Annotated in this window: 17 protein-coding genes, 1 tRNA gene and 1 pseudogene; 9 read left to right on the plus strand and 10 right to left on the minus strand. The window is 75.8% G+C overall.

Annotated elements, in window-relative coordinates; all coding sequences use genetic code 11:
- Positions 1-21: 21 nt before the first annotated feature.
- Positions 22-669 (minus strand): annotated as a pseudogene (locus AC1050_RS12015) (iron-containing alcohol dehydrogenase); the annotation flags it as partial.
- Between AC1050_RS12015 and AC1050_RS12020 the strand changes: the two are divergent.
- From AC1050_RS12020 to AC1050_RS12040, 5 genes are all read left to right on the plus strand, one after another.
- On the plus strand, positions 663-1,667 hold the full coding sequence (locus AC1050_RS12020) for a Gfo/Idh/MocA family protein (RefSeq protein WP_482387641.1): 1,005 nt from the start codon (positions 663-665) through the stop codon (positions 1,665-1,667). The pseudogene AC1050_RS12015 and the gene AC1050_RS12020 sit on opposite strands and share 7 nt — an antisense overlap.
- A gap of 69 nt (positions 1,668-1,736) precedes the next feature.
- Positions 1,737-2,423, plus strand: coding sequence for a dTMP kinase (gene tmk / locus AC1050_RS12025; protein ID WP_482387642.1), 687 nt, complete (start codon positions 1,737-1,739; stop codon positions 2,421-2,423).
- Positions 2,424-2,425: 2 nt separating this feature from the next.
- Complete coding sequence (locus AC1050_RS12030) at positions 2,426-3,559, plus strand: DNA polymerase III subunit delta' (protein ID WP_482387932.1); 1,134 nt, start codon at positions 2,426-2,428, stop codon at positions 3,557-3,559.
- A gap of 69 nt (positions 3,560-3,628) precedes the next feature.
- On the plus strand, positions 3,629-5,194 hold the full coding sequence (locus AC1050_RS12035) for an alpha/beta hydrolase (RefSeq protein ID WP_482387643.1): 1,566 nt from the start codon (positions 3,629-3,631) through the stop codon (positions 5,192-5,194).
- A 103-nt stretch (positions 5,195-5,297) separates the two neighbouring features.
- Positions 5,298-5,370 (plus strand) — tRNA-Thr (locus AC1050_RS12040).
- Between the two features lie 39 nt (positions 5,371-5,409).
- On the opposite strand, the gene AC1050_RS12045 is transcribed toward AC1050_RS12040, so the two are convergent.
- On the minus strand, positions 5,410-5,559 hold the full coding sequence (locus tag AC1050_RS12045) for a hypothetical protein (protein ID WP_482387644.1): 150 nt from the start codon (positions 5,557-5,559) through the stop codon (positions 5,410-5,412).
- Positions 5,560-6,153: 594 nt separating this feature from the next.
- Here AC1050_RS12045 and AC1050_RS12050 point away from each other — a divergent pair.
- Positions 6,154-6,360 carry a cold-shock protein gene (locus tag AC1050_RS12050; RefSeq protein ID WP_454049731.1) on the plus strand — a complete coding sequence of 69 codons (207 nt, stop codon included), beginning with the start codon at positions 6,154-6,156 and terminating at the stop codon, positions 6,358-6,360.
- 410 nt (positions 6,361-6,770) lie between these two features.
- Here the strand turns inward: AC1050_RS12050 and AC1050_RS12055 are convergent, their stop codons facing one another.
- The 4 genes from AC1050_RS12055 to AC1050_RS12070 form a co-directional block, all read right to left on the minus strand.
- Positions 6,771-7,844: a fatty acid desaturase family protein gene (locus tag AC1050_RS12055; protein ID WP_482387933.1), complete on the minus strand. Its 1,074-nt coding sequence runs from the start codon at positions 7,842-7,844 to the stop codon at positions 6,771-6,773.
- 101 nt (positions 7,845-7,945) lie between these two features.
- On the minus strand, positions 7,946-8,962 hold the full coding sequence (locus tag AC1050_RS12060; RefSeq protein ID WP_482387645.1) for an NAD-dependent epimerase/dehydratase family protein: 1,017 nt from the start codon (positions 8,960-8,962) through the stop codon (positions 7,946-7,948).
- Positions 8,959-11,568, minus strand: a complete 2,610-nt coding sequence (locus AC1050_RS12065; protein ID WP_482387646.1) for an alpha/beta fold hydrolase — start codon at positions 11,566-11,568, stop codon at positions 8,959-8,961. The genes AC1050_RS12060 and AC1050_RS12065 overlap by 4 nt, the downstream gene beginning before the upstream one ends.
- The gene (locus tag AC1050_RS12070) at positions 11,565-12,587 is read right to left on the minus strand and encodes a 3-oxoacyl-ACP synthase III (RefSeq protein ID WP_482387647.1); all 1,023 of its coding nucleotides are present in this window, start codon (positions 12,585-12,587) and stop codon (positions 11,565-11,567) included. Before AC1050_RS12070 ends, AC1050_RS12065 begins: the two co-directional genes overlap by 4 nt.
- 220 nt (positions 12,588-12,807) lie before the next feature.
- Here AC1050_RS12070 and AC1050_RS12075 point away from each other — a divergent pair, with 220 nt between their 5' ends.
- From AC1050_RS12075 to AC1050_RS12085, 3 genes are read left to right on the plus strand one after another with little or no spacing between them, the layout of a single operon-like run.
- Positions 12,808-13,209 carry a VOC family protein gene (locus AC1050_RS12075; protein ID WP_482387648.1) on the plus strand — a complete coding sequence of 134 codons (402 nt, stop codon included), beginning with the start codon at positions 12,808-12,810 and terminating at the stop codon, positions 13,207-13,209.
- Entirely contained in the window at positions 13,206-13,508 is a 303-nt protein-coding gene (locus AC1050_RS12080) for a hypothetical protein (protein WP_482387649.1), read from the plus strand. The genes AC1050_RS12075 and AC1050_RS12080 overlap by 4 nt, the downstream gene beginning before the upstream one ends.
- Before the next feature lie 49 nt (positions 13,509-13,557).
- Entirely contained in the window at positions 13,558-14,391 is an 834-nt protein-coding gene (locus AC1050_RS12085; protein ID WP_482387650.1) for a sulfurtransferase, read from the plus strand.
- On the opposite strand, the gene AC1050_RS12090 is transcribed toward AC1050_RS12085, so the two are convergent.
- The 4 genes from AC1050_RS12090 to tkt all read right to left on the minus strand — a co-directional run bounded on the left by AC1050_RS12090 (position 14,388) and on the right by tkt (position 19,131).
- Positions 14,388-15,098: a DUF5701 family protein gene (locus AC1050_RS12090; protein WP_482387651.1), complete on the minus strand. Its 711-nt coding sequence runs from the start codon at positions 15,096-15,098 to the stop codon at positions 14,388-14,390. The two genes, AC1050_RS12085 and AC1050_RS12090, sit on opposite strands and share 4 nt — an antisense overlap.
- Positions 15,099-15,162: 64 nt before the next feature.
- Positions 15,163-16,272, minus strand: coding sequence for a non-homologous end-joining DNA ligase (ligD, locus tag AC1050_RS12095; protein ID WP_482387652.1), 1,110 nt, complete (start codon positions 16,270-16,272; stop codon positions 15,163-15,165).
- Between the two features lie 39 nt (positions 16,273-16,311).
- A complete protein-coding gene (gene nrdI / locus AC1050_RS12100) occupies positions 16,312-16,746 on the minus strand; it encodes a class Ib ribonucleoside-diphosphate reductase assembly flavoprotein NrdI (RefSeq protein WP_482387653.1) in 435 nt (144 codons plus the stop codon).
- 219 nt (positions 16,747-16,965) lie between these two features.
- Positions 16,966-19,131: a transketolase gene (gene tkt, locus AC1050_RS12105; protein ID WP_482387654.1), complete on the minus strand. Its 2,166-nt coding sequence runs from the start codon at positions 19,129-19,131 to the stop codon at positions 16,966-16,968.
- Positions 19,132-19,198 lie beyond the last annotated feature (67 nt).

Genomic DNA, 19,198 nt, shown 5'->3' on the forward strand with positions numbered 1-19,198 from the left:
GTCGGGGTTGCGCGGGAAGAACCGGTACTCCTCGAACCCGCCGTCGTCGTCGTAGATGACGGACAGGGCCGAGCAGGGCGCGTCCGTCGAGGCGACCGTCGGCACCGAGACCCAGCGGACCCCGGCCAGGTGGCCCGCGGCCTTGACGGCGTCGATGGCCGAGCCGCCGCCGACGCCGACCACCACGTCCGCGCCGGTCTCGCCGATCCGCGCGGCGATGGCGTCGACCGCGGCGGCCGTGGCGTAGACGCCGAACCCGTCCCGCGTGACGGGCAGCCCGGCCGAGCGGAACGATGCGGTGACCGCGTCGCCGACGAACGACCAGACGGTGTCGTCGGCCACGACGAGCGGCGTGCGGCCGATCGGCTCGACCAGCTCGCCGAGCCGGTCGAGGGCGCCGGCGCCCTGGGCGTAGCGCCCGGGGCTGATCAGGGTGCGGACGGGCGGGTGCTCCAGCGGTGCTGCCACGGGTCCTCCTCGGCTCGTGCGTCGGCGGGGCGGCCGTCGGGCACGGACCGCGAGGGCCGCCGACCTCTCCACCGTACGGACGACCGGTGGCACCGGCACCCGGACCTCCGTCCCGGATCCGGTGCGGGCCGGCGCAGGTCGGCGTGGCCGGCGGAACGCGGGTCGGCGTCGCGTCCGGCCGCTAGGGTCCAGGCATGGCACTCACCGAAGACCCGCGTACCGCGCCGCCGATCCGCTGGGGCATCCTGGGCGCGGGCGGCATCGCCGGCGCGTTCGCCGACGCCGTCCGGGCCGGGACCCGCGCGCAGCTGGTCGCCGTCGGGTCGCGGGACCGCACCCGCGCCGAGCGGTTCGCCACCGCCCACGGCATCCCCACGACGCACGTCGGCTACCGCGACCTGGTGGAGGACCCCCAGGTCGACGTGGTCTACGTCGCGACCCCGCACTCCGAGCACCGGGAGCACGCGCTCCTGGCCATCGCCGCCGGCAAGCACGTCCTGGTCGAGAAGGCCTTCACGCGCAACGCCGCCGAGGCCGAGGAGGTGCTCGCCGCCGCCCGGGCCGCCGGGGTGTTCGTGATGGAGGCGATGTGGACGCGGTTCCTGCCGCACGTCGCCGCGGTGCACCAGGTGATCGAGTCCGGCGAGATCGGCGAGGTCGTCTCCGTGCACGCCGACCACGGCCAGTACTTCCCGTACGACCCGGCGCACCGCCTGTACGACCCGGCGCTCGCGGGCGGCGCCCTGCTCGACCTGGGCGTCTACCCCGTGGCGTTCGCGCAGGACCTGCTCGGGGTCCCGGCGTCCGTGCACGCGATCGGCTCGCTGACCGAGAGCGGCGTCGACGGCCAGATCGCCATCGTGCTCGGTTACGGCGACCGGACGCAGGCGTCGCTGACGACCACGCTGTGGGCGAAGACGCCGACGACCGCCGCGATCAGCGGCACCGAGGGCACCATCACGATCGAGGGCAGCTTCTACGCCCCGACGTCGTTCCAGGTGCGTCGGCGCGACGGCCGCTCGTGGTCGTTCTCCCAGCCGGTCGAGCACGGGCTGCAGTACGAGGCCGCCGAGGTCGCCCGGCGCGTCGCCGAGGGCGCGACGGAGAGCCCGCGGATGTCGTGGGCCGACACGCTCGCGAACCTGCGCACGATGGACGAGATCCGCGCGCAGGTCGGGGTCGTCTACCCGGGGGAGTGACCCGCGGGGGCCGGACGGCCGCGGCCGCCGGTGGCCGAGGTGTCGGCGCGGGTCGGTAGCCTGACGCCCGTGACCTCGCCCGACCCGTCCGTCCCCGCCCCCGTCGTGCCCCTGGCCCCCGGCGGGCTGTTCGTGTCGTTCGAGGGCGGCGACGGCAGCGGCAAGTCCACGCAGTCGCGGCTGCTCGGTGAGTGGCTCACGGGCCTCGGGCTGACCGTCGTCCTGACCCGGGAGCCCGGCGGCACGGAGCTGGGCCGGGTGCTGCGCCGCGAGGTGCTGCACGGCGGGCACGTCGACCCCCGCACGGAGGCGCTCATCTACGCGGCGGACCGCGCGCACCACGTGGCGTCGCTGGTGAGGCCGGCGCTCGCGGCCGGGTCCGTGGTGGTCACCGACCGCTACCTGGACTCCTCCGTGGCGTACCAGGGCAGCGGGCGCGACCTCGGTGCCGACGAGGTCGAGCAGCTGTCGCTCTGGGCCACCGGCGGCCTGCTGCCCGCGGTGACGGTGCTGCTGGACCTGGATCCCGCCGCCGGGATGGCCCGGCTGCGCGGCCGGCCGGACCAGCCGGACCGGCTGGAGAGCGCGGGCGACGACTTCCACCGCCGCACCCGGGAGGCGTTCCTCTCCCGGGCGGCCACGGACCCCGGCCGCTGGCTCGTGCTGGACGCGGCCCGCGGCGTCGATGACCTCGCCGCCGACGTGCGCGCGCGGGTGGCGCCGCTGCTGGGCGTCGACGCCGGGGTACCGCGATGACCGTGACCGTCTGGGACGACGTCGTCGGGCAGGAGCCCGCGGTCGAGGTGCTGCGCGCCGCCGCCGAGGACCCCTCGAGGATGACGCACGCGTGGCTGCTGACCGGACCGCCCGGGTCGGGACGGTCCAACGCCGCGCGCGCGTTCGCCGCGGCGCTGCAGGACCCGTCCGGCGACCCGCGCAGCCCCGGCTGCGCCACCGTGCTCGCCGGCACGCACCCCGACGTGACGTTCGTGGCCACCGAGGGCGTCGTGATCCGCGCCGACACCGTCCGTCCGCTGGTGGAGCTCGCGCAGCGCGCGCCGTCCCAGGGGCGGTGGCGGGTGATCGTCGTCGAGGACGCCGACCGGCTGAACGAGACGTCCGGCAACGTGCTGCTCAAGGCCATCGAGGAGCCGCCGCCGCGCACCGTCTGGCTGCTGTGCGCGCCGAGCCCGCAGGACGTCCTGGTGACGCTGCGGTCCCGCAGCCGGTCCGTCGCCCTGCGCGTGCCGCCCGTCGAGGCCGTCGCCGAGCTGCTGGTGCGGCGCGACGGGATCGAGCCGGACGTCGCGCTGGTCGCCGCCCGGGCCGCGCAGTCGCACGTCGGGGTCGCCCGGCGGCTCGCGCGCGACCCCGAGGCCCGCGCCCGGCGGTCCGCCGTGCTGCGCATCGCCCCGCGGCTGCGCGGTGTCGGCGACGCGGTGCTCGCGGCGGCCGAGCTGGTGGAGACTGCGCAGGCGGACGCGAAGGCCGCCACCGAGGAGCGCGACGCGGCCGAGCGGCAGCGGCTGCTGCACTCGCTCGGCGCCGAGGGGCTGGCGACGATCCCGCCCGCGCTGCGCGGGCAGATCAAGCAGCTCGAGGACGAGCAAAAGCGCCGCGCGACCCGCGCGCAGCGCGACGTGCTGGACCGCGCGATGGTCGACCTGCTGTCGTTCTACCGGGACGTCCTGGTCCTGCAGCTCGGGGCGGACGTGCACCTGGTCAACGCCGAGCACGAGGAGGCCGCCCGGTCCGTCGCCGAGTCCACGACGCCGGAGCTGACCGTGCGGCGGATGGACGCCGTCGGCGAGGCGCGCACCCGGCTCGAGGGCAACGTCGCGCCGCTGCTGGCGGTCGAGGCGATGCTGATCGCCCTGCGCCCGCAGGCCTGAGCGCACGCGGCCTCGGGCCGTCCGGGTGACCGTGCGCGGGGCGCCGCGGGCGGCCGTTACCGTTGTCCGGTGACTCCCGCCCCGAGAGCCCTGCACCCCGCCGCGCCCGCCGACCGACACCGCAGGTCCCGCACCCTCGTGGCGCGGTTCGCCGCGCTGGTCGCGGTGGGCGTGCTCGTCCTCGCCGGGTGCACCGCTCCGCGGGAGCAGACCGAGGTGACCGCCGCCCCGACCGCCGCCGACGTCCGGGGCCTCGACGCGATCTACGCCCAGGAGCTCGGCTGGGAGGCGTGCGGCGAGCTGGAGTGCGCCACGCTGGTCGTCCCGCTCGACTACGCGGACCCCGACGGCGACACCATCGAGGTCGCGGTCAGCCGGCACGTCGCCACCGGCGACCGGATCGGCTCCCTGCTCATCAACCCCGGTGGCCCCGGCTCCTCGGGCATCGACGCCCTGTCCAGCATCGCGCTGCCCCGGTTCGGCGCCGAGGTCGTCGAGCGGTACGACCTGGTCGGCTTCGACCCCCGCGGCGTCGCGGCGTCCACCCCGGTCACCTGCGTCGACGGCCCCGCGATGGACGCGATCACCGCCACCGACTTCGACTTCGCGACCGACGAGGGCCTCGCCGCGGCGGAGGCCGCGTACGGCGAGCTCGGGGCCCAGTGCCTCGCCAACACGGGCCCGGTGCTCGAGCACGTGGACACCGTCAGCGCCGCCCGCGACATGGACGTGCTGCGCGCCGTGCTCGGCGACGAGACGCTGCACTACGTGGGGTACTCCTACGGCACCCAGCTCGGGGCGACCTACGCCGCGCTGTTCCCCGAGCAGGTCGGCCGCCTCGTCCTGGACGGCGCGCTCGACCCGACCCTGTCCACCCAGGAGCTCTCGGAGGGCCAGGCCCGCGGGTTCGAGAACGCGCTGCGCGCCTACGTCGCCGACTGCCAGGCCGGCGCGGACTGCCCGCTCCAGGGTTCCGTCGACGACGGCCTCGCCCAGGTGAAGGCCGTCCTGGACCGCGCGCGCCGCTCCCCGCTGCCCACCGGTACCGACCGGCCGCTCACCGGGGCGCTGGCGTTCAGCGGCATCGCGCTGCCGCTCTACGACGAGTCGTCCTGGAGCTACCTCACGATGGGCCTCGGGGCGGCGCTGCAGGGCGACGGCTCCGTGCTGCTCCAGCTCGCCGACCTGTACTACGACCGCAACGCGGACGGCACCTACGCCAGCAACTCGACCCAGGCGTTCTGGGCCATCGGCTGCGCGGACGACCGCGGGACCACCGACCCCGCCGAGATGCGCGCGCAGGCGGCCGCCATCGAGCAGGTCGCGCCGACCGTCGGGTACTTCTTCGGCTACGGCGGCGCGATCTGCGCGCAGTGGCCCGTCCCCGAGGCCGGCGGCCTCGACAACTACTCCGCGGCGGGCGCGGCACCGATCCTCGTGGTCGGCACCACGAACGACCCCGCCACCCCGTACGAGTGGGCCGAGAGCCTCGCGGAGTCGCTCGACTCCGGCACGCTGCTGACCTACGAGGGCGAGGGGCACACGGCCTACGGCCGCTCGAACGCCTGCATCGCCGGCGCGGTGGACGCGTACCTGCTGGAGGGCACGGTCCCCGCCGACGGGACCCGGTGCTGACCGGGGGCTGACGCCGCAGGCGCAGGGGTCCGCGGGCCCGCTTTGGAAGTCCCGCCGTGCGCCAGGTACAGTGTCCGTGCCCGTCGGCCAGTGGCGCGGGCGCGCCGCCTTAGCTCAGTCGGCAGAGCGTCTCACTCGTAATGAGAAGGTCAAGAGTTCGATTCTCTTAGGCGGCTCGTCACGAAGGCCCGGAACCTCACGGTTCCGGGCCTTCGTCATTCCGGGGCGTCGTCGGGCTCGCGGGCGCGTCGGTTCGCCCACGCCGCCACCGCCACCCGGCCGAGGACGGCGAGCAGGGCCACCGCGGCGCCGAGGGCGACCAGGTACCCCAGCGCGACGAGCACGACCACGAACGCCCACTCCATCAGCGCGCCGCCCGCCGCGTCGTCCCGCGGGCCGAGGTGGGTGCTCGCACGTCGTGGCCTCCTGCCGGCGGGTCGGGACGCCTCGAACCTACCCGCCGGACGGTGTGCTGGGTCACGTTCCGAGCGCCCGCGGGCGGGCCGTGTAGTGTGGTGCCCGTTCACCACGTGCGGGCCGTGCCCGCGCAGCAGTCCGGGCCCCGGCCCACATCATCTTCCGACGCCCCGGCGGCGGGAGCGAGAGTAGTAGTCATCACCTTCGCAGCACCCTCAGTCCTCACGACCCGAGTCCGCCCCGTCCCTGCGTCGTTGCAGTGGCGCCAGGCGGACGTCGACCTCTGGGCCGCGACCGCCGACGGCGAGCACGCCGGCGTGATCACGCGTGAGCCCGACGGTCACCACGTCTCCGACCGGTTCTCGCGCACGCTCGCGGTGACCCCCACCTGGGCCGAGGCCGCCGCTCTGCTGGCCGGCTCGCCCACCCCCAAGACGTCCGCCCGCGCGCTCCGCGTGCACGGACAGCACCGCCCGTGTCGCACGCGGCGCGGTTCGAGAGGCCACGTCCGTGGTCTCGGCACTCGAATGAGAGAAGACATCATGACCACCGGCACCGTGAAGTGGTTCAACGCTGAGAAGGGCTTCGGCTTCATCGCCCCCTCGGACGGCGGCCCGGACGTGTTCGCGCACTACTCCGCCATCGCCGAGACCGGCGGCTACCGCAGCCTGGACGAGAACCAGCAGGTCGAGTTCGACGTCACGCAGGGCCCGAAGGGCCCGCAGGCGGCGAACATCCGCCCGCTCTGATCTGATCTGACGCCGGCCCGGTCGCCCCGCGGTTCGCCGCGACGCGCAGGGCCGTCAGACACCAGGAACCCGCCTGCGAGCTTCGTGCTCGCAGGCGGGTTCCTGCGTTCTCCGGGTGCGCCGCGGTCCAACCGGCGTCCGCAGGGTCTGCGCGGGGGGTCCGCAGGCGCCCGGCGTGCCGAGTCCGCCCCGGGTGCGCCGGGTCCGTCCTGGGTGCGCCGGGTCCGTCCTGGGTGCGCCGGGTCCGTCCTGGGCCCTCAGGGGCCCCGTGTGCGCCCGGGGCCTCCCCGGGCGCCGGGTCCGCCTCGGGTGCGCCGCATCCACCCCGGTCCGCTGGCTCCGCCCCGGCCCACCGGGGACGACGAAGGCCGCCCCGCTGCATGCGGGGCGGCCTTCGTGCGTCGTGCGGGTCAGATCTGGCGGTAGCGCTGCACCATCGGGCAGTCGAACGGGTTGCGGGCCGCGAGGCCGACGTCGTTGAGGTACCGGACGACGATCCCGTAGGACTTCAGCAGCGTGGTCTCCGTGTACGGGACGCTGTGCTGGGTGCAGTGCTCGATGACCAGCTCCCGGGCCCGGGCCAGGTGCGGCCGCGGCATGCTCGGGAACAGGTGGTGCTCGATCTGGTAGTTCAGGCCGCCCATGAGCGTGCTCATCGGGGTGCCGCCGCTGATGTTGCGGGACGTGAGGACCTGCTTGGACAGGAAGTCCAGCCGGCTGTCCTCGGGGATGATCGCCATGCCCTTGTGGTTCGGGGCGAACGACGCACCCATGTAGACGCCGAACACCGCGAGCTGGACGCCGATGAACGCGAACCCGAGCCCCGGGCCCATGAACCACAGCACCAGCGCGACGTAGCCCGTCAGGCGGACCACCAGCAGCGACAGCTCGAACGTGCGCGCCCGGGACCGCTCCTGCGTCAGCAGCGTTCGGAACGCGGTCACGTGCAGGTTCAGGCCCTCGAGCGTCAGCAGCGGGAAGAACGCCCAGCCCTGCACGCGGGTGAGCGCCGCGCCCAGACGGCTCCGCTTCGCGGCGTCCGAGTGCATGAAGACGATCGTGTCCGGCGCGATGTCCGGGTCCTTGCCGACGCGGTTCGGGTTGGCGTGGTGCCGGGAGTGCTTGGTCATCCACCAGGAGTGGCTGATGCCCACGACGCCGTTGGCGAGGATCCGGCCCAGCCGGTCGTTCGCGGGTCCGGACGCGAACACCTGGCGGTGCGACGCCTCGTGCGCGATGAACGCGAACTGGGTCAGCACCAGGCCGAGCGCCCCGGCGATCAGCAGCTGGAACCACGACTGGCCGAGCAGCACGGAACCGGCCACCAGGCCGGCCAGGGCCGCGCCGAGCGCGACCAGCAGACCGACGTAGAAACCGGGGGTCTTCACGAGCAGGCCCTCGTCGCGGACCAGGCGGGACAGCTCCTGGTATGAGCCGGTCGAGGCGGCCTGGTTCGGGCGGGCGGTCGTCGTGGCAGTCACCAGAGGGGCTCCGGACGTGTCGTCGGTCGACTTCCCAGCCGTGGGCGTGAGCGGGGTGCTCGTCGTGCGGATGCGTCCCACGCTACGGGGGCGCAGGCCGGAGGTCAGTGGGGCTGTCCCCCCAACCGGGGTGATCGTGACCGCCGGCTCGGCGTCCCGCCGTAGTGCGCCGCCAGCCGCGCGAACCCCTCGTCCAGGCTCACGGCGGGCGTCCACCGCAGGTCGGCCCGCGTCGCGCGCTGGTCGAACCAGTGCGCGGTCGACAGCTGCTCCGCGAGGAACCGCGTCATCGGCGGCTCGTCCGTCCCGGGCCGCAGCCGCCAGACGGCCTCGACCAGACCGCCCGCGGCGCGGGCCAGGCCCGCCGGGACCCGCCAGGCGGGCGGCCGGACGCCCGCGGCCCGGCAGATGCCGGTCAGCAGGTCCGCGACGGTGCGCGGCTCACCGTTGGTGAGCACGTAGGCGCGCCCGTGCACGTCCGGCGCCCGGTCGAGGGCGGCGGCGATGCCGTCGGCGGCGTTGTCGACGTACAGGGTGTCGATGAGGGCAGCGCCGTGGTCGAGCAGGGGGAGCCGGCCGCGGGCGGCGCGGTCCAGGACCCGCTCGACCAGCTGGGTGTCACCGGGGCCCCACACGAGGTGCGGGCGCACGGCGACGACGGCCATCGCGGCGCCGTCCCGGTCGAGGGCGAGCAGCTCGGCGGCGGCCTTGGTGCGGGCGTAGTCGCCGCGGGCGTGCGCGGGGTCCGCGGGCCCGGCGCCGACGCCGACCAGCGACGAGCCCGCGTGGGCGACCGACGGGGAGGACACCTGGACGAACCGGCGCACGCCGGCGCGCTCGGCGGCGTCGAGCAGCAGCGAGGTGCCCCCGACGTTGACCGCGTCGAACTCCTCGCGGGCACCGGCCAGCGAGACGCGCGCGGCGAGGTGCACCACGGCGTCGACGCCCTCGACCGCCCGGGCGACGGCGTCCGGGTCCGTGAGCGAGCCGGCGACGTCCTGGGCCCCCGGCACGCCGGACGGGCGGCGCTGCAGCGTGCGGACGTCGTCCCCGCGGGCGACGAGCCCTCGCGCGACGGCGCTGCCGAGCAGCCCGGACGCGCCGGTCACCAGGACGGTCACGGCGTGCCCACCCGGCCGCCGGCCAGCACCCGAGACGCCCAGCCGGCGAGGCGGGTGCGGTCGATCTTCGAGTTGTGCCGCACGTCGGTGGGCATCGGCGCGACCAGGACCGCCGCGAGCGGGACCGGCGACGCGGCGCGCACGTCGGCGGCCAGCTGCTCGGGCGCGAGCCCGGCGCGCCGGGACCCGGCGTCCGGCTCCACGACGGCGACGGCCTGCTGCACCCCGGCCGGGCCGACCGCGACCACGGCCGCGCGCCGCACCCCGGGCACCCGCTCGACGTGCTGCTCGGGGCCGACGGGCGCCAGCGGGCCGTCGGCGGTGACCAGGACGTGCGCGAGCCGGCCCTCGATCCAGAGCCGGCCCTCGGCGTCCAGGTGCCCGACGTCGCCGGTGCGGTGCCACCGCCCCGGCGGGGTGTCCCGGGCCGCGGCGCGGTCGGTGAGCCACAGCCGGTCGTAGCGCTGCTTGAGGTGCGGGGCGCGGACCACGACCTCGCCGAGCACGCCCGGCGTGGTCCCGGGCTCTCCGGTGGCGGCGCCGTCGGCGTCGAGGGCGCTGATCAGCACCTCGCCGGGACCGACGGGCCGCCCGACGCAGACCCCGGCGTCGGGTGCGGACGCGGCGGCCCGGATGCCGGCCAGGTCGATGTCCGTGACCAGCAGGCACTCGGTCATCCCGTACGGGGTGTGGGCGCCCGCGGCGGGCATGAGCTCCGCGGCGGAGCCGAGCAGCTCGGCGCTGATCGGTGCGCCGGTCGACAGGAACGTGCCGACACGGCCGAGCGCGGCGCGGTCGTCGGCGTCCAGCGCGCAGGCGGTGGCGACGACGTTGAGGATCGCGGCGGGGGACAGGAACACGATGCCGGCGTCGGAGGCCCGGACGGCGTCGGCGACGGCGCGCGCGGTCAGCGTCCGGGGCGAGGAGACGTCCATGTCCGGGGTGACGGACCGGGTGCCCAGCGCGGGCCCGAGCAGGGCGAACGGCGCGAAGCCGGTGACCAGCCCGCTGTCCGGCCGCACGTCGAAGTGCGCGCCGAGCACGTCGCGCAGCGCGGAGAGGCGGGCGTGCGTGTACACGACGCCCTTGGCGGGCCCGGTGGACCCGGAGGTGAACAGGACGGCGGCCTCGTCGGCGGGGCCGGGCTCGGGGGGCAGGACCTCGTCCCGGCCGAGCTCGGCGACGTCGGCCAGCTGGTACGCGACGCCGAGCGCGCGGCGCTCGGCCGGGATCAGGCCGTCGGTGGCGATCCGCACGCCGGGCCAGCCGAGCGCGCGGGCGGCGGCGAGCGCCTTGGTCATCCCGATCAGGTAGTCGGGCTGCGCGCCGCGCTGCGCCCGGGTCAGGCCGCGGACGCCCAGCCCGGAGTCGGCGACCACGACCACCGCGCCGATCCGCAGGCAGGCGTAGACCAGCGCGGTCAGCGTCGGCCCGGGCTGCACGAGCAGGGACACCCGGTCGCCCCGGCGGACGCCGAGCGTGTGCAGCCCGGCGGCGATCCGCCGGACCTGCCGTGCCAGCAGCCGCCAGGACACCGTGCGGGAGCCGCCGCCGGCCAGGCCCATCTCGAGCACGGCGGGGCCGTCGTCGTCCGCCCGGGCGTCGAGCCGGTCCCACAGGGGCGTGAAGCCGTCGTCCACCGGGTCCGCGGGCTCGGCGGAGGTCCCGGGGGTCACCTCGTCGGCCAGCCAGGCCAGCAGCGCCGGGGTCCAGTCGACGTCCTCGGCGACCAGGTGCCCCGCGCCCTCGTACCGGTGCACGCGGGCCTGCGGCAGCCGGTCGACCAGGTCGTCCAGGTAGCGGTCCTGGAACACGGGGTCGCGCGGTCCCCACAGCAGCACGGCCGGGACGTCGAGCGCGGCGACGCCGGTGGCGACCCGGTCGAGCTCCGGGTGGCTCGGGTGGCCGGCGTCGGCCGGGATGTCGGCCACGAAGCCCTCGATGCCGTCGCGGTCGGCGGCGTGCCGGTACGGCGCCCGGTAGGCGTCGGCGACGTCCCGCGGCAGCCGGGGGTGCGCGATCGCCAGCGTCGTCTCGAGGAACGCCGGGGTGGTGCGGGTGGCCAGCGGCAGCACCGGGCCGGCGGTCGCCGCCCGCAGCGCGGCGGGGATCGGCACGTCGACGGGGTGCGCCACGGCGGTGTTGAGCAGCGCGAGGCCGGCCAGCCGGTCCCGGTGGTCGACGGCCCAGCCGCTGACCACGACGCCGCCCCAGTCGTGCCCGAGCGCGACGACCGGGCCGTCGATCCCGAGGGCGTCGGTGAACGCGCCGAGGTCGCGCACCCGCTCGGGCAGGCGGCGCAGCCGGCCGGTGCGGGCCGAGTAGCCCATCTCGAGCTGGTCCACCGCGACGACCCGCCAGACCGGGCCACCCGCGGCTGCCGCGTCCAGGGTCGCGCCGAGCAGCGCCCGCCAGAGGTAGGACCAGGTCGGGTTGCCGTGCACGGCCAGGATCGTCCCGGCCGGGGTCAGCCCGCGTGCGGCGAGCTCGGGGCCGGTGTCCAGGTAGTGCCAGTCGCCCTGCACCTGGCTGAACCGGGCGTCGAGGCCGGGCAGGCCGGCGGGGGCGTGCGTGGCCGGACGGGTGGTGCGGGTCGTGCCAGTCACCAGGCGAGCTCCAGCATTGCGGTGTTGATGCCGGAGCCGACGCCCATCAGCAGCACCCGGTCGCCGTCGCGCAGCGAGTGCTGCTCCTCGACCAGCGTGATCGGCACCGACGCCGGGCCGACGTTCCCCAGGTGCGGGTAGGTGGTGGGGACGCGCTTGCGGTCCAGGCCCACGGCCTTGACGATCGCGTCGGTGTGCACCCGGGACACCTGGTGCGTGATGTAGCGGTTCATCGAGGACCAGTCCCACTCGGACGCGGCCTCGCGCCAGGCGTCGACCACCAGGTCCAGGCCGCCCTCGAGCAGCGCGCGGGCGTCCGTGAACATGCCGTCCGCGCTGCCGACGCACAGGTCGTGGAACCGCGTCGCCGCGCGGGTGACGCCGCCGAGCACGCGGTGCCCGCCGGGGTTCTCGTCGGTGCGGCCGAGCACGGCGGCGGCCGAGCCGGAGCCGAGCGTCAGCGTGGCGAACTCCTGCAGGAAGTCCTCGCGGCCGATCTCGGCGCCGAGCAGCCGCTCGATGGTCGCGGTCTGGATGTCGTCGGCGTCCTCGCCGTTGACGACGATCGCGTACCGGATCTGCCCGGACTCGATCATCCCCGCGGCCAGGCTCATCCCGTTGATGAACCCGAGGCAGGCGTTGGCGACGTCGAAGTTGACCGCGGAGCTGGGCAGCCCGAGCCCGTGGTGCAGCCGGACGGCGACCGACGGCTCCAGGTGCTTGCGCGTCACCGAGGTGTTGATCAGCAGCCCCACGTCACCCGGGTTCACGCCGGCGTCCCGCAGCGCCTGAGCCCCCGCGGCGACCGTGGCGTCGTGCACGTCCTCGCCCGGTGCCCAGTTGCGGCGCTCCTCGACGCCCGCCACGCGCTGCAGCACCGTGCGGGGCAGGCGGAGCCGGCGCAGCGCCGACCCGAGCCGCTCCTGGATCTCGGCCGACGTGGTGACGCGGCTGGGCAGCCGGCTGGCGACCGACAGCAGCGAGACGTTCCCGAACCGGGTGGTGGCGTTACCGGACACTCAAGCTCCAAAAGCGGACGACGGCGTGGCGGTGCGTGCCGCCTGAGGACGCCAGCATGCTGCACGGGGCCGCGTCGCGCCCCACGAGGGTGCAGCGTGCGCCGACCGGGAGACCGCCGAGCGTCCGACGGCGGGCACCGCCGTGCCCAACGGGCGACGGGCTGCCGGAGTTCCGCGGGGGCGGGGTGAACTCGGGCACAGCGCCTGCTACGAAGGGGGGATGGAGCCCCGACTCAGCCTGATCACCCTCGGCGTGACCGACCTCGCGCGTGCCCGCGCCTTCTACGAGGCGCTCGGCTTCCCGCCGCCGCAGCAGCCCGACGACGAGGTGTGCTTCTTCCAGCTGGGCGGCACGGCGTTCGCACTGTGGACCCGGGTCGGCGGGCACGGCGCCCCGGGCGTGGAGCTCGCGCACAACGTGCGGACGCCGGAGGAGGTCGCGCCGGTGCTGGACGCCTCCGTCGCGGCCGGCGGGACGCTCGTGCGCCCGGCCGAGCGCGCGTCCTGGGGCGGGACCTCCGGTGCGTTCGCCGACCCGGACGGCTACGTGTGGGAGGTCGCGCACAACCCGGCGTGGGCGCTCCTCGCCGACGGCAGCGTGCGCATCACGGGCGACGCGTGACGTCGTACCGCGTCGTGCTGGTGGTCGGGCTGCTGCGACCCGGTGCCGACCCCGCGGCGGTGCTGCCGGCCGCGGCCGCGGCGGCGCAGGCCGTGACGAAGGTGGAGGCGCGCGACCTCGCCGTCGTCGCAGGGGAGGCGCGGGTGGTCGTCCGGTACCTCGCGTCGGACGACGCGGCGGCACGCCGGATCGGCGACCGCGTGCTGGCCGGGGTGCGCGAGCTGGCGGAGGTGGCCCGGTCGACCGTCGACCGCCGGTCCGGCCCGCGCTGGCTGCCGGTGCGCGGACCGGCGCGCTGACCTGCCCGGCCCCTCGCGCCGGCCCGCCCGCGCGTCGTAGCGTGGCGGCGTGCCCGACGTCATCGTGTCCGCAGCCGACCTCGCCCGTGCGCTCGCCGGGCCCCGACCGCCCCGGCTGCTCGACGTCCGCTGGGCGCTGGGCGGTCCGCCCGGGATCGACGCGTACCGCGCGGGTCACCTCCCCGGCGCCGTGTTCGTGGACCTGGACGCCGACCTGGCCGCCGCGCCGACCGCCGCCGACGGCCGGCACCCGCTGCCCGACGTCGCCGACCTGCAGGCCGCCGCGCGGCGCTGGGGCCTGCGCGCCGGGGAGCCCGTGGTCGTGTACGACGACTCCGGCGCGATGTCGGCGTCCCGGGCCTGGTGGCTGCTGCTCTGGGCGGGGGTCGCGGACGTCCGGATCCTCGACGGCGGGCTGGCGGCGTGGACCGCGGCCGGCGGCGCCGTCGAGACGGGGGACGTCACGCCGGCGCCCGGCGACGTCGAGCTGTCCGGCGGCCACCTGCCGACCGTCGACGCCGACGGCGCCGCGCGGTGGGCCGACGAGGGCGTGCTGCTGGACGCCCGCGCCGCCGAGCGGTACCGCGGCGAGGTCGAGCCCGTCGACCCGCGCGCCGGGCACATCCCCGGGTCGGTCAGCGCCCCGACCACGGACAACCTCGACGGGGACGGCCGGTTCCGCCCGGTCGACGACCTGACGGCCCGGTTCGCCGCCCTCGGGGCGGCCGAGGGCGGCGAGGTCGCGGTGTACTGCGGGTCGGGCGTGACCGCGGCGCACCAGGCCGCGGCCCTGATGCTGGCGGGCCGCACCCCGGTGCTCTACGCCGGGTCGTGGTCGCAGTGGTCGAACGACCCGGACCGCCCGGTGGCGACGGGGTCCTAGGCGCCGGTCCGGGAGCCCGCGGACGCCGCGCCGAGCCAGGTGTGCGGGTTCCGGTCCCAGCACCAGCCGAGCTTCGGTCGGCGCTCGCTGATCCAGAGGGCGGGCACCCGCTGGTTCTGCGCACGCGACCCCATCAGCGAGAAGCACCGGTGGGGGCGCAGCATGTCCGGGCGCACGACGACGAGCGCGAGGCCCTCGGCGACGGTCAGCGGGACGCGGCCGCGCTCGCGGACCGTGGTGAGCGCCTGCTCCGGCGGCACGGAGCAGAACTCCGTCCCGGTGTCGACGTCGCGCAGCAGGTACGGGCCCGCGGGCGCCGTCGCGTCGGGCAGCGGCAGGTACCCGGCCAGCTCCTCGTCGTCGATGACGCTGACGCCCGCCCGCGGGCCGCGGCGCAGCGCCGGGACGACGGCGTTGGCCCGGGCGGTGCCGCCGTCGAGCACGAGCACGAACGGCACGTGGTCGTCGGGGTCGACGTCCGACGACGGCGTGGACGCGCCGAGCGCCGCCCGCAGCGGAGCGACGGCGGCGTGCAGGCCGTCGGCGGACCAGCCGTGCAGGGCCGCGACGCCCAGGTCGACGTAGGCCTGCACCTGGCGGTCGAGCTCGGCACCCGGCTCGGCGGCGGGGTCGAACGGGGCCGCGGCCCGGTCAGCGGCGGCGACGGTGGGCCAGGCGGGATCGGCGGGGACGACGGGGACGGGCATCGGCGCTCCTCGATCCGGCGGGGAGCGGGTCAACGCCCCGGCGTCCCGGCGAGTTCCCGCCGGCTCAGTCCCCCGCGGGCTCCTTCGGGCGGTCGCGGTCCTTGCTCGGCTGCACGCGCTTGGGCTCGCCCGGCATCTTCGGGTACTCCGGCGGGTAGGGCAGGTCCTCGAGGCCGTGGTCCCGCTCGTCCCGCGCCGCGAGCTCCAGCAATCCGTCCAGCGCGCCCGGCGGCACCGCGTCCGTCCCGTCGGCGGGGGAGGTGCGGGACACCAGCGGGGCGAACAGGTCCCCCACCTCGGCGAACCGCGCGGGCATCGTCGTGACGTCGAAGTCGTCGGGGTGCACGTCCGGCACCTCGTCCCAGCGCAGCGGCGCGGACACGGTCGCCCGGCGGTTCGGCCGCACCGAGTACGCCGAGGCGATCGTGCGGTCGCGGGCCATCTGGTTGTAGTCGACGAAGATCGCCTCGCCGCGCTCCTCCTTCCACCACTTGGTCGTGACCTGCCCGGGCAGCCGGCGCTCGAGCTCGCGGCCCAGGGCGATGGTCGCGCGGCGGCACTGGGTGAACGACCAGCGCGGCTCGATGGGCACGAAGATGTGGATGCCGCGACCGCCGGACGTCTTGGGGAAGCCGGTCAGCCCGTGCTCGGCGAGGATCTCCCGCACGTGCGGGGCCACCCGGGCGGCGTCGTCGAAGTTCGTGCCCGGCTGCGGGTCCAGGTCGATGCGCAGCTGGTCGGGCGCCTCGACGTCGGCGCGCGTGACGGGCCACGGGTGGAACGTGAGCGTGCCGAGGTTCGCCGCCCACGCGACCACCGCGAGCTCGGTCGGCGTCACCTCGTCGGCGGTCCGGCCCGACGGGAAGGTGATGGTCGTCGACTCGACGTAGTCGGGTGCGCCCTGCGGCACCCGCTTCTGGAAGAACGCGTCGCCCTTGTTGTCCACCCGCGTGGACAGCTTCGCGCCCTCGAACCAGCCGCGCGGCCAGCGCTCCAGGGTGGTCGGGCGGTCGCGCAGCGCGCCGAGGATGCCGTCGCCCACGCCGAGGAAGTACTCGACGACCTGCAGCTTGGTGATCCCGCGATCGGGGAAGTACACCTTGTCGGGGCTGGAGACCCGCACGGTGCGGCCGCGCACCTCGATCTCCTCGGCGGGCACCTTCGACGGGCTCATACGGCTCACCGTAGGGCGGTGGCACCCCGCCTGCACAGGTCAGGCGGCCGGTGCGTCCCCGCCCGCGGCGAGCGCGGCGTCCAGGTCGGCCAGGATCCGGCGGCACTCGACCACGTCCCAGGGCGTCCCGGCGATCTCGAACTCGAACAGCACCGGCCGGCCCGAGCGCGCCGCGATGTCCCGCGCCGCGTGCTGGTAGTACCGCCCGAAGTTGCGGTTGCCGCTGCCCAGCACCCCGACCATCCGCCGCCGGTTCACCGGCGAGCGCAGGAACCGGCGCACGGCCTCGGGGACGGTGTCGTTGGCCTCGTTGCCCGTCTTGTACGACGGCGTCAGCAGCACCCAGCGCCCGTCCGCCTCGCTCTGCCGGACCTCGCGGCGCGCCAGGTCGTGCACCGGCCGGTCGAGCCGCTCCGCGAAGGACCGCACGAGCCCCGACGCGGACGAGTAGTAGTACACCGGGGTCTGCCGCACGCTCACCACCCCCCGAGCCAACCCGCGCGACACCCGCCCCGAGCGGGCCCTAGGTCCCGCTCGACCGTCCGCCACGCCGAGCGGACAGCAGATGTCCCCTCAGGATGGCGCGAGGCGACGTCTGCTGCCCGCTCGGCGGACGCGCGGGCCGCGGGGCCCGGGGAGCAGGACGGCCGGGTCGCCCCCGCGAGGGGGCGGCCCGGCCGTGGTCGTGCTGGGTCAGAGCTGGTCGCCCGTGCCGCTCGTCGACGGGGCGTCGGCGTCCGACTTCGGGCCGGCGTCGCCGGCGGCGGCCGCGATGGACTCGCGGGCCGCGGCGACCACGGCGTCCGCCGTGATGCCGAACTCCTCGTAGAGCGTCTCGTACGCCGCGGAGGCGCCGTAGTGCTCGAGCGAGACGGCGCGGCCGGCGTCGCCGAGGATCTTCCACCAGGACAGCGCGATGCCCGCCTCGACGGACACGCGGGCGCGCACCGAGGACGGCAGCACCGACTCGCGGTAGGCCTCGTCCTGCTCGGCGAACCACTCCAGCGACGGCGCCGAGACCACGCGGGTCGGGACGCCGGCGGCCTCGAGCTGCTCGCGGGCGGCGACCGCCAGCTGCACCTCGGAGCCGGTGCCGATCAGGATGACCTCCGGCGTGCCGGAGGACGCCTCGAGCAGCGTGTACGCGCCGCGCGCGACGCCCTCGGCGGACGCGAAGCCCTCCTCGCCGCGCGGGAACGTCGGGACGTTCTGGCGGGTGAGGATCAGGGCGGCGGGGCCGTCGGTGCGCTCGAGGATCGCCTTCCAGGCCTGGGCGGTCTCGTTGGCGTCGGCCGGGCGGACCACGGCGAGGCCGGGGATCGCGCGGACGGCGGTGAGGTGCTCGACCGGCTGGTGCGTCGGGCCGTCCTCGCCCAGGCCGATGGAGTCGTGCGTCCACACGTAGATGGCCGGCACGCCCATGAGCGAGGCGAGGCGGACCGAGCCGCGCATGTAGTCGGAGAACGTGAAGAACGTGCCGCCGTACGCGCGGGTCAGGCCGTGCAGCGTGATGCCGGACAGGATCGCGCCCATGCCGTGCTCGCGGATGCCGAAGTGCAGCGTGCGGCCGTACTCGTTGCCCGCGAACTCGTGCGTGGAGCGCTCGGCCGGGATGAAGGACGGCTCGCCCTTCATCGTGGTGTTGTTCGAGCCGGCCAGGTCGGCGGAGCCGCCCCAGAGCTCGGGCAGCACCGGCGCGAGGGCGTTCAGCACCTCGCCGGAGGCGGCGCGGGTGGCGACGGCCTTGCCCGCCGGGAACGTCGGCAGGGCGTCGGCCCAGCCGGCCGGCAGCTTGCCGGCGCGCAGCCGCTCGAGCAGCTCGGCGCGCTCCGGGTTGGCCTCGCGCCAGGCGTCGAAGGACCGGGTCCACTCGGCCTTGGCGGCGGCGCCGCGCTCGAGGGCCTTGCGGGTGTGCGCGATGACCTCGGGGTCGACGTCGAAGGACTTCTCCGGGTCGAAGCCCAGGATCTCCTTCAGGCCGCGGACCTCGTCGGTGCCCAGCTTGGAGCCGTGCGAGCCGTGGGTGTTCTGCTTGGTCGGCGAGGGCCAGGCGATGATGGTCCGCAGGCCGATGAACGACGGCCGGTCGGTGACGGCCTTGGCGGCCTCGATCGCGGCGTGCAGCGCGTCCACGTTCTCCGTGTACTCGCCGCCCTCGGTCCAGTCGACGAACTGGACGTGCCAGCCGTAGGCCTCGTAGCGCTTGACGACGTCCTCGGTGAACGCGATCTCGGTGTCGCCCTCGATCGAGATGTGGTTGTCGTCCCAGATCGCGATGAGGTTGCCGAGCTTCTGCGTGCCGGCGATGGACGACGCCTCGGAGGACACGCCCTCCTGCAGGTCGCCGTCGGAGGCCAGCGTGAAGACGTAGTGGTCGAACGGGCTGGTGCCCGGCGCGGCGTCGGGGTCGAGCAGGCCGCGCTCGCGGCGGGCCGCCATCGCGAAGCCGACGGCCGAGGAGATGCCCTGGCCGAGGGGGCCGGTGGTGATCTCGACGCCCTTGGTGTGCTTGTACTCGGGGTGACCGGGGGTCTTGGAGCCCCAGGTGCGCAGCGCCTCGATGTCCTCGAGCTCCAGGCCGAAGCCGGCCAGGTACAGCTGGATGTACTGGGTCAGCGAGGAGTGCCCCGCCGACAGGATGAACCGGTCCCGGCCCAGCCACTGCGGGTCCGCCGGGTCGTGCCGCAGCACGTTCTGGTAGAGCAGGTACGCGGCCGGGGCCAGGCTGATCGCCGTCCCGGGGTGGCCGTTGCCGACCTTCTCGACCGCGTCCGCGGCCAGGACACGCACCGTGTCGACAGCCTTGACGTCGAGCTCGGTCCAGCCGACCTGCTGGGCCACAGGAGCCTTCGCGTTCACCGCACCTCATTTCCGCCCGGACCTCGGCGGCCCGGATCATCGGGGGTTCTGCCCGCCCGGTCGCTGG

This window comes from Cellulomonas sp. NEAU-ZC6, assembly GCF_056844425.1.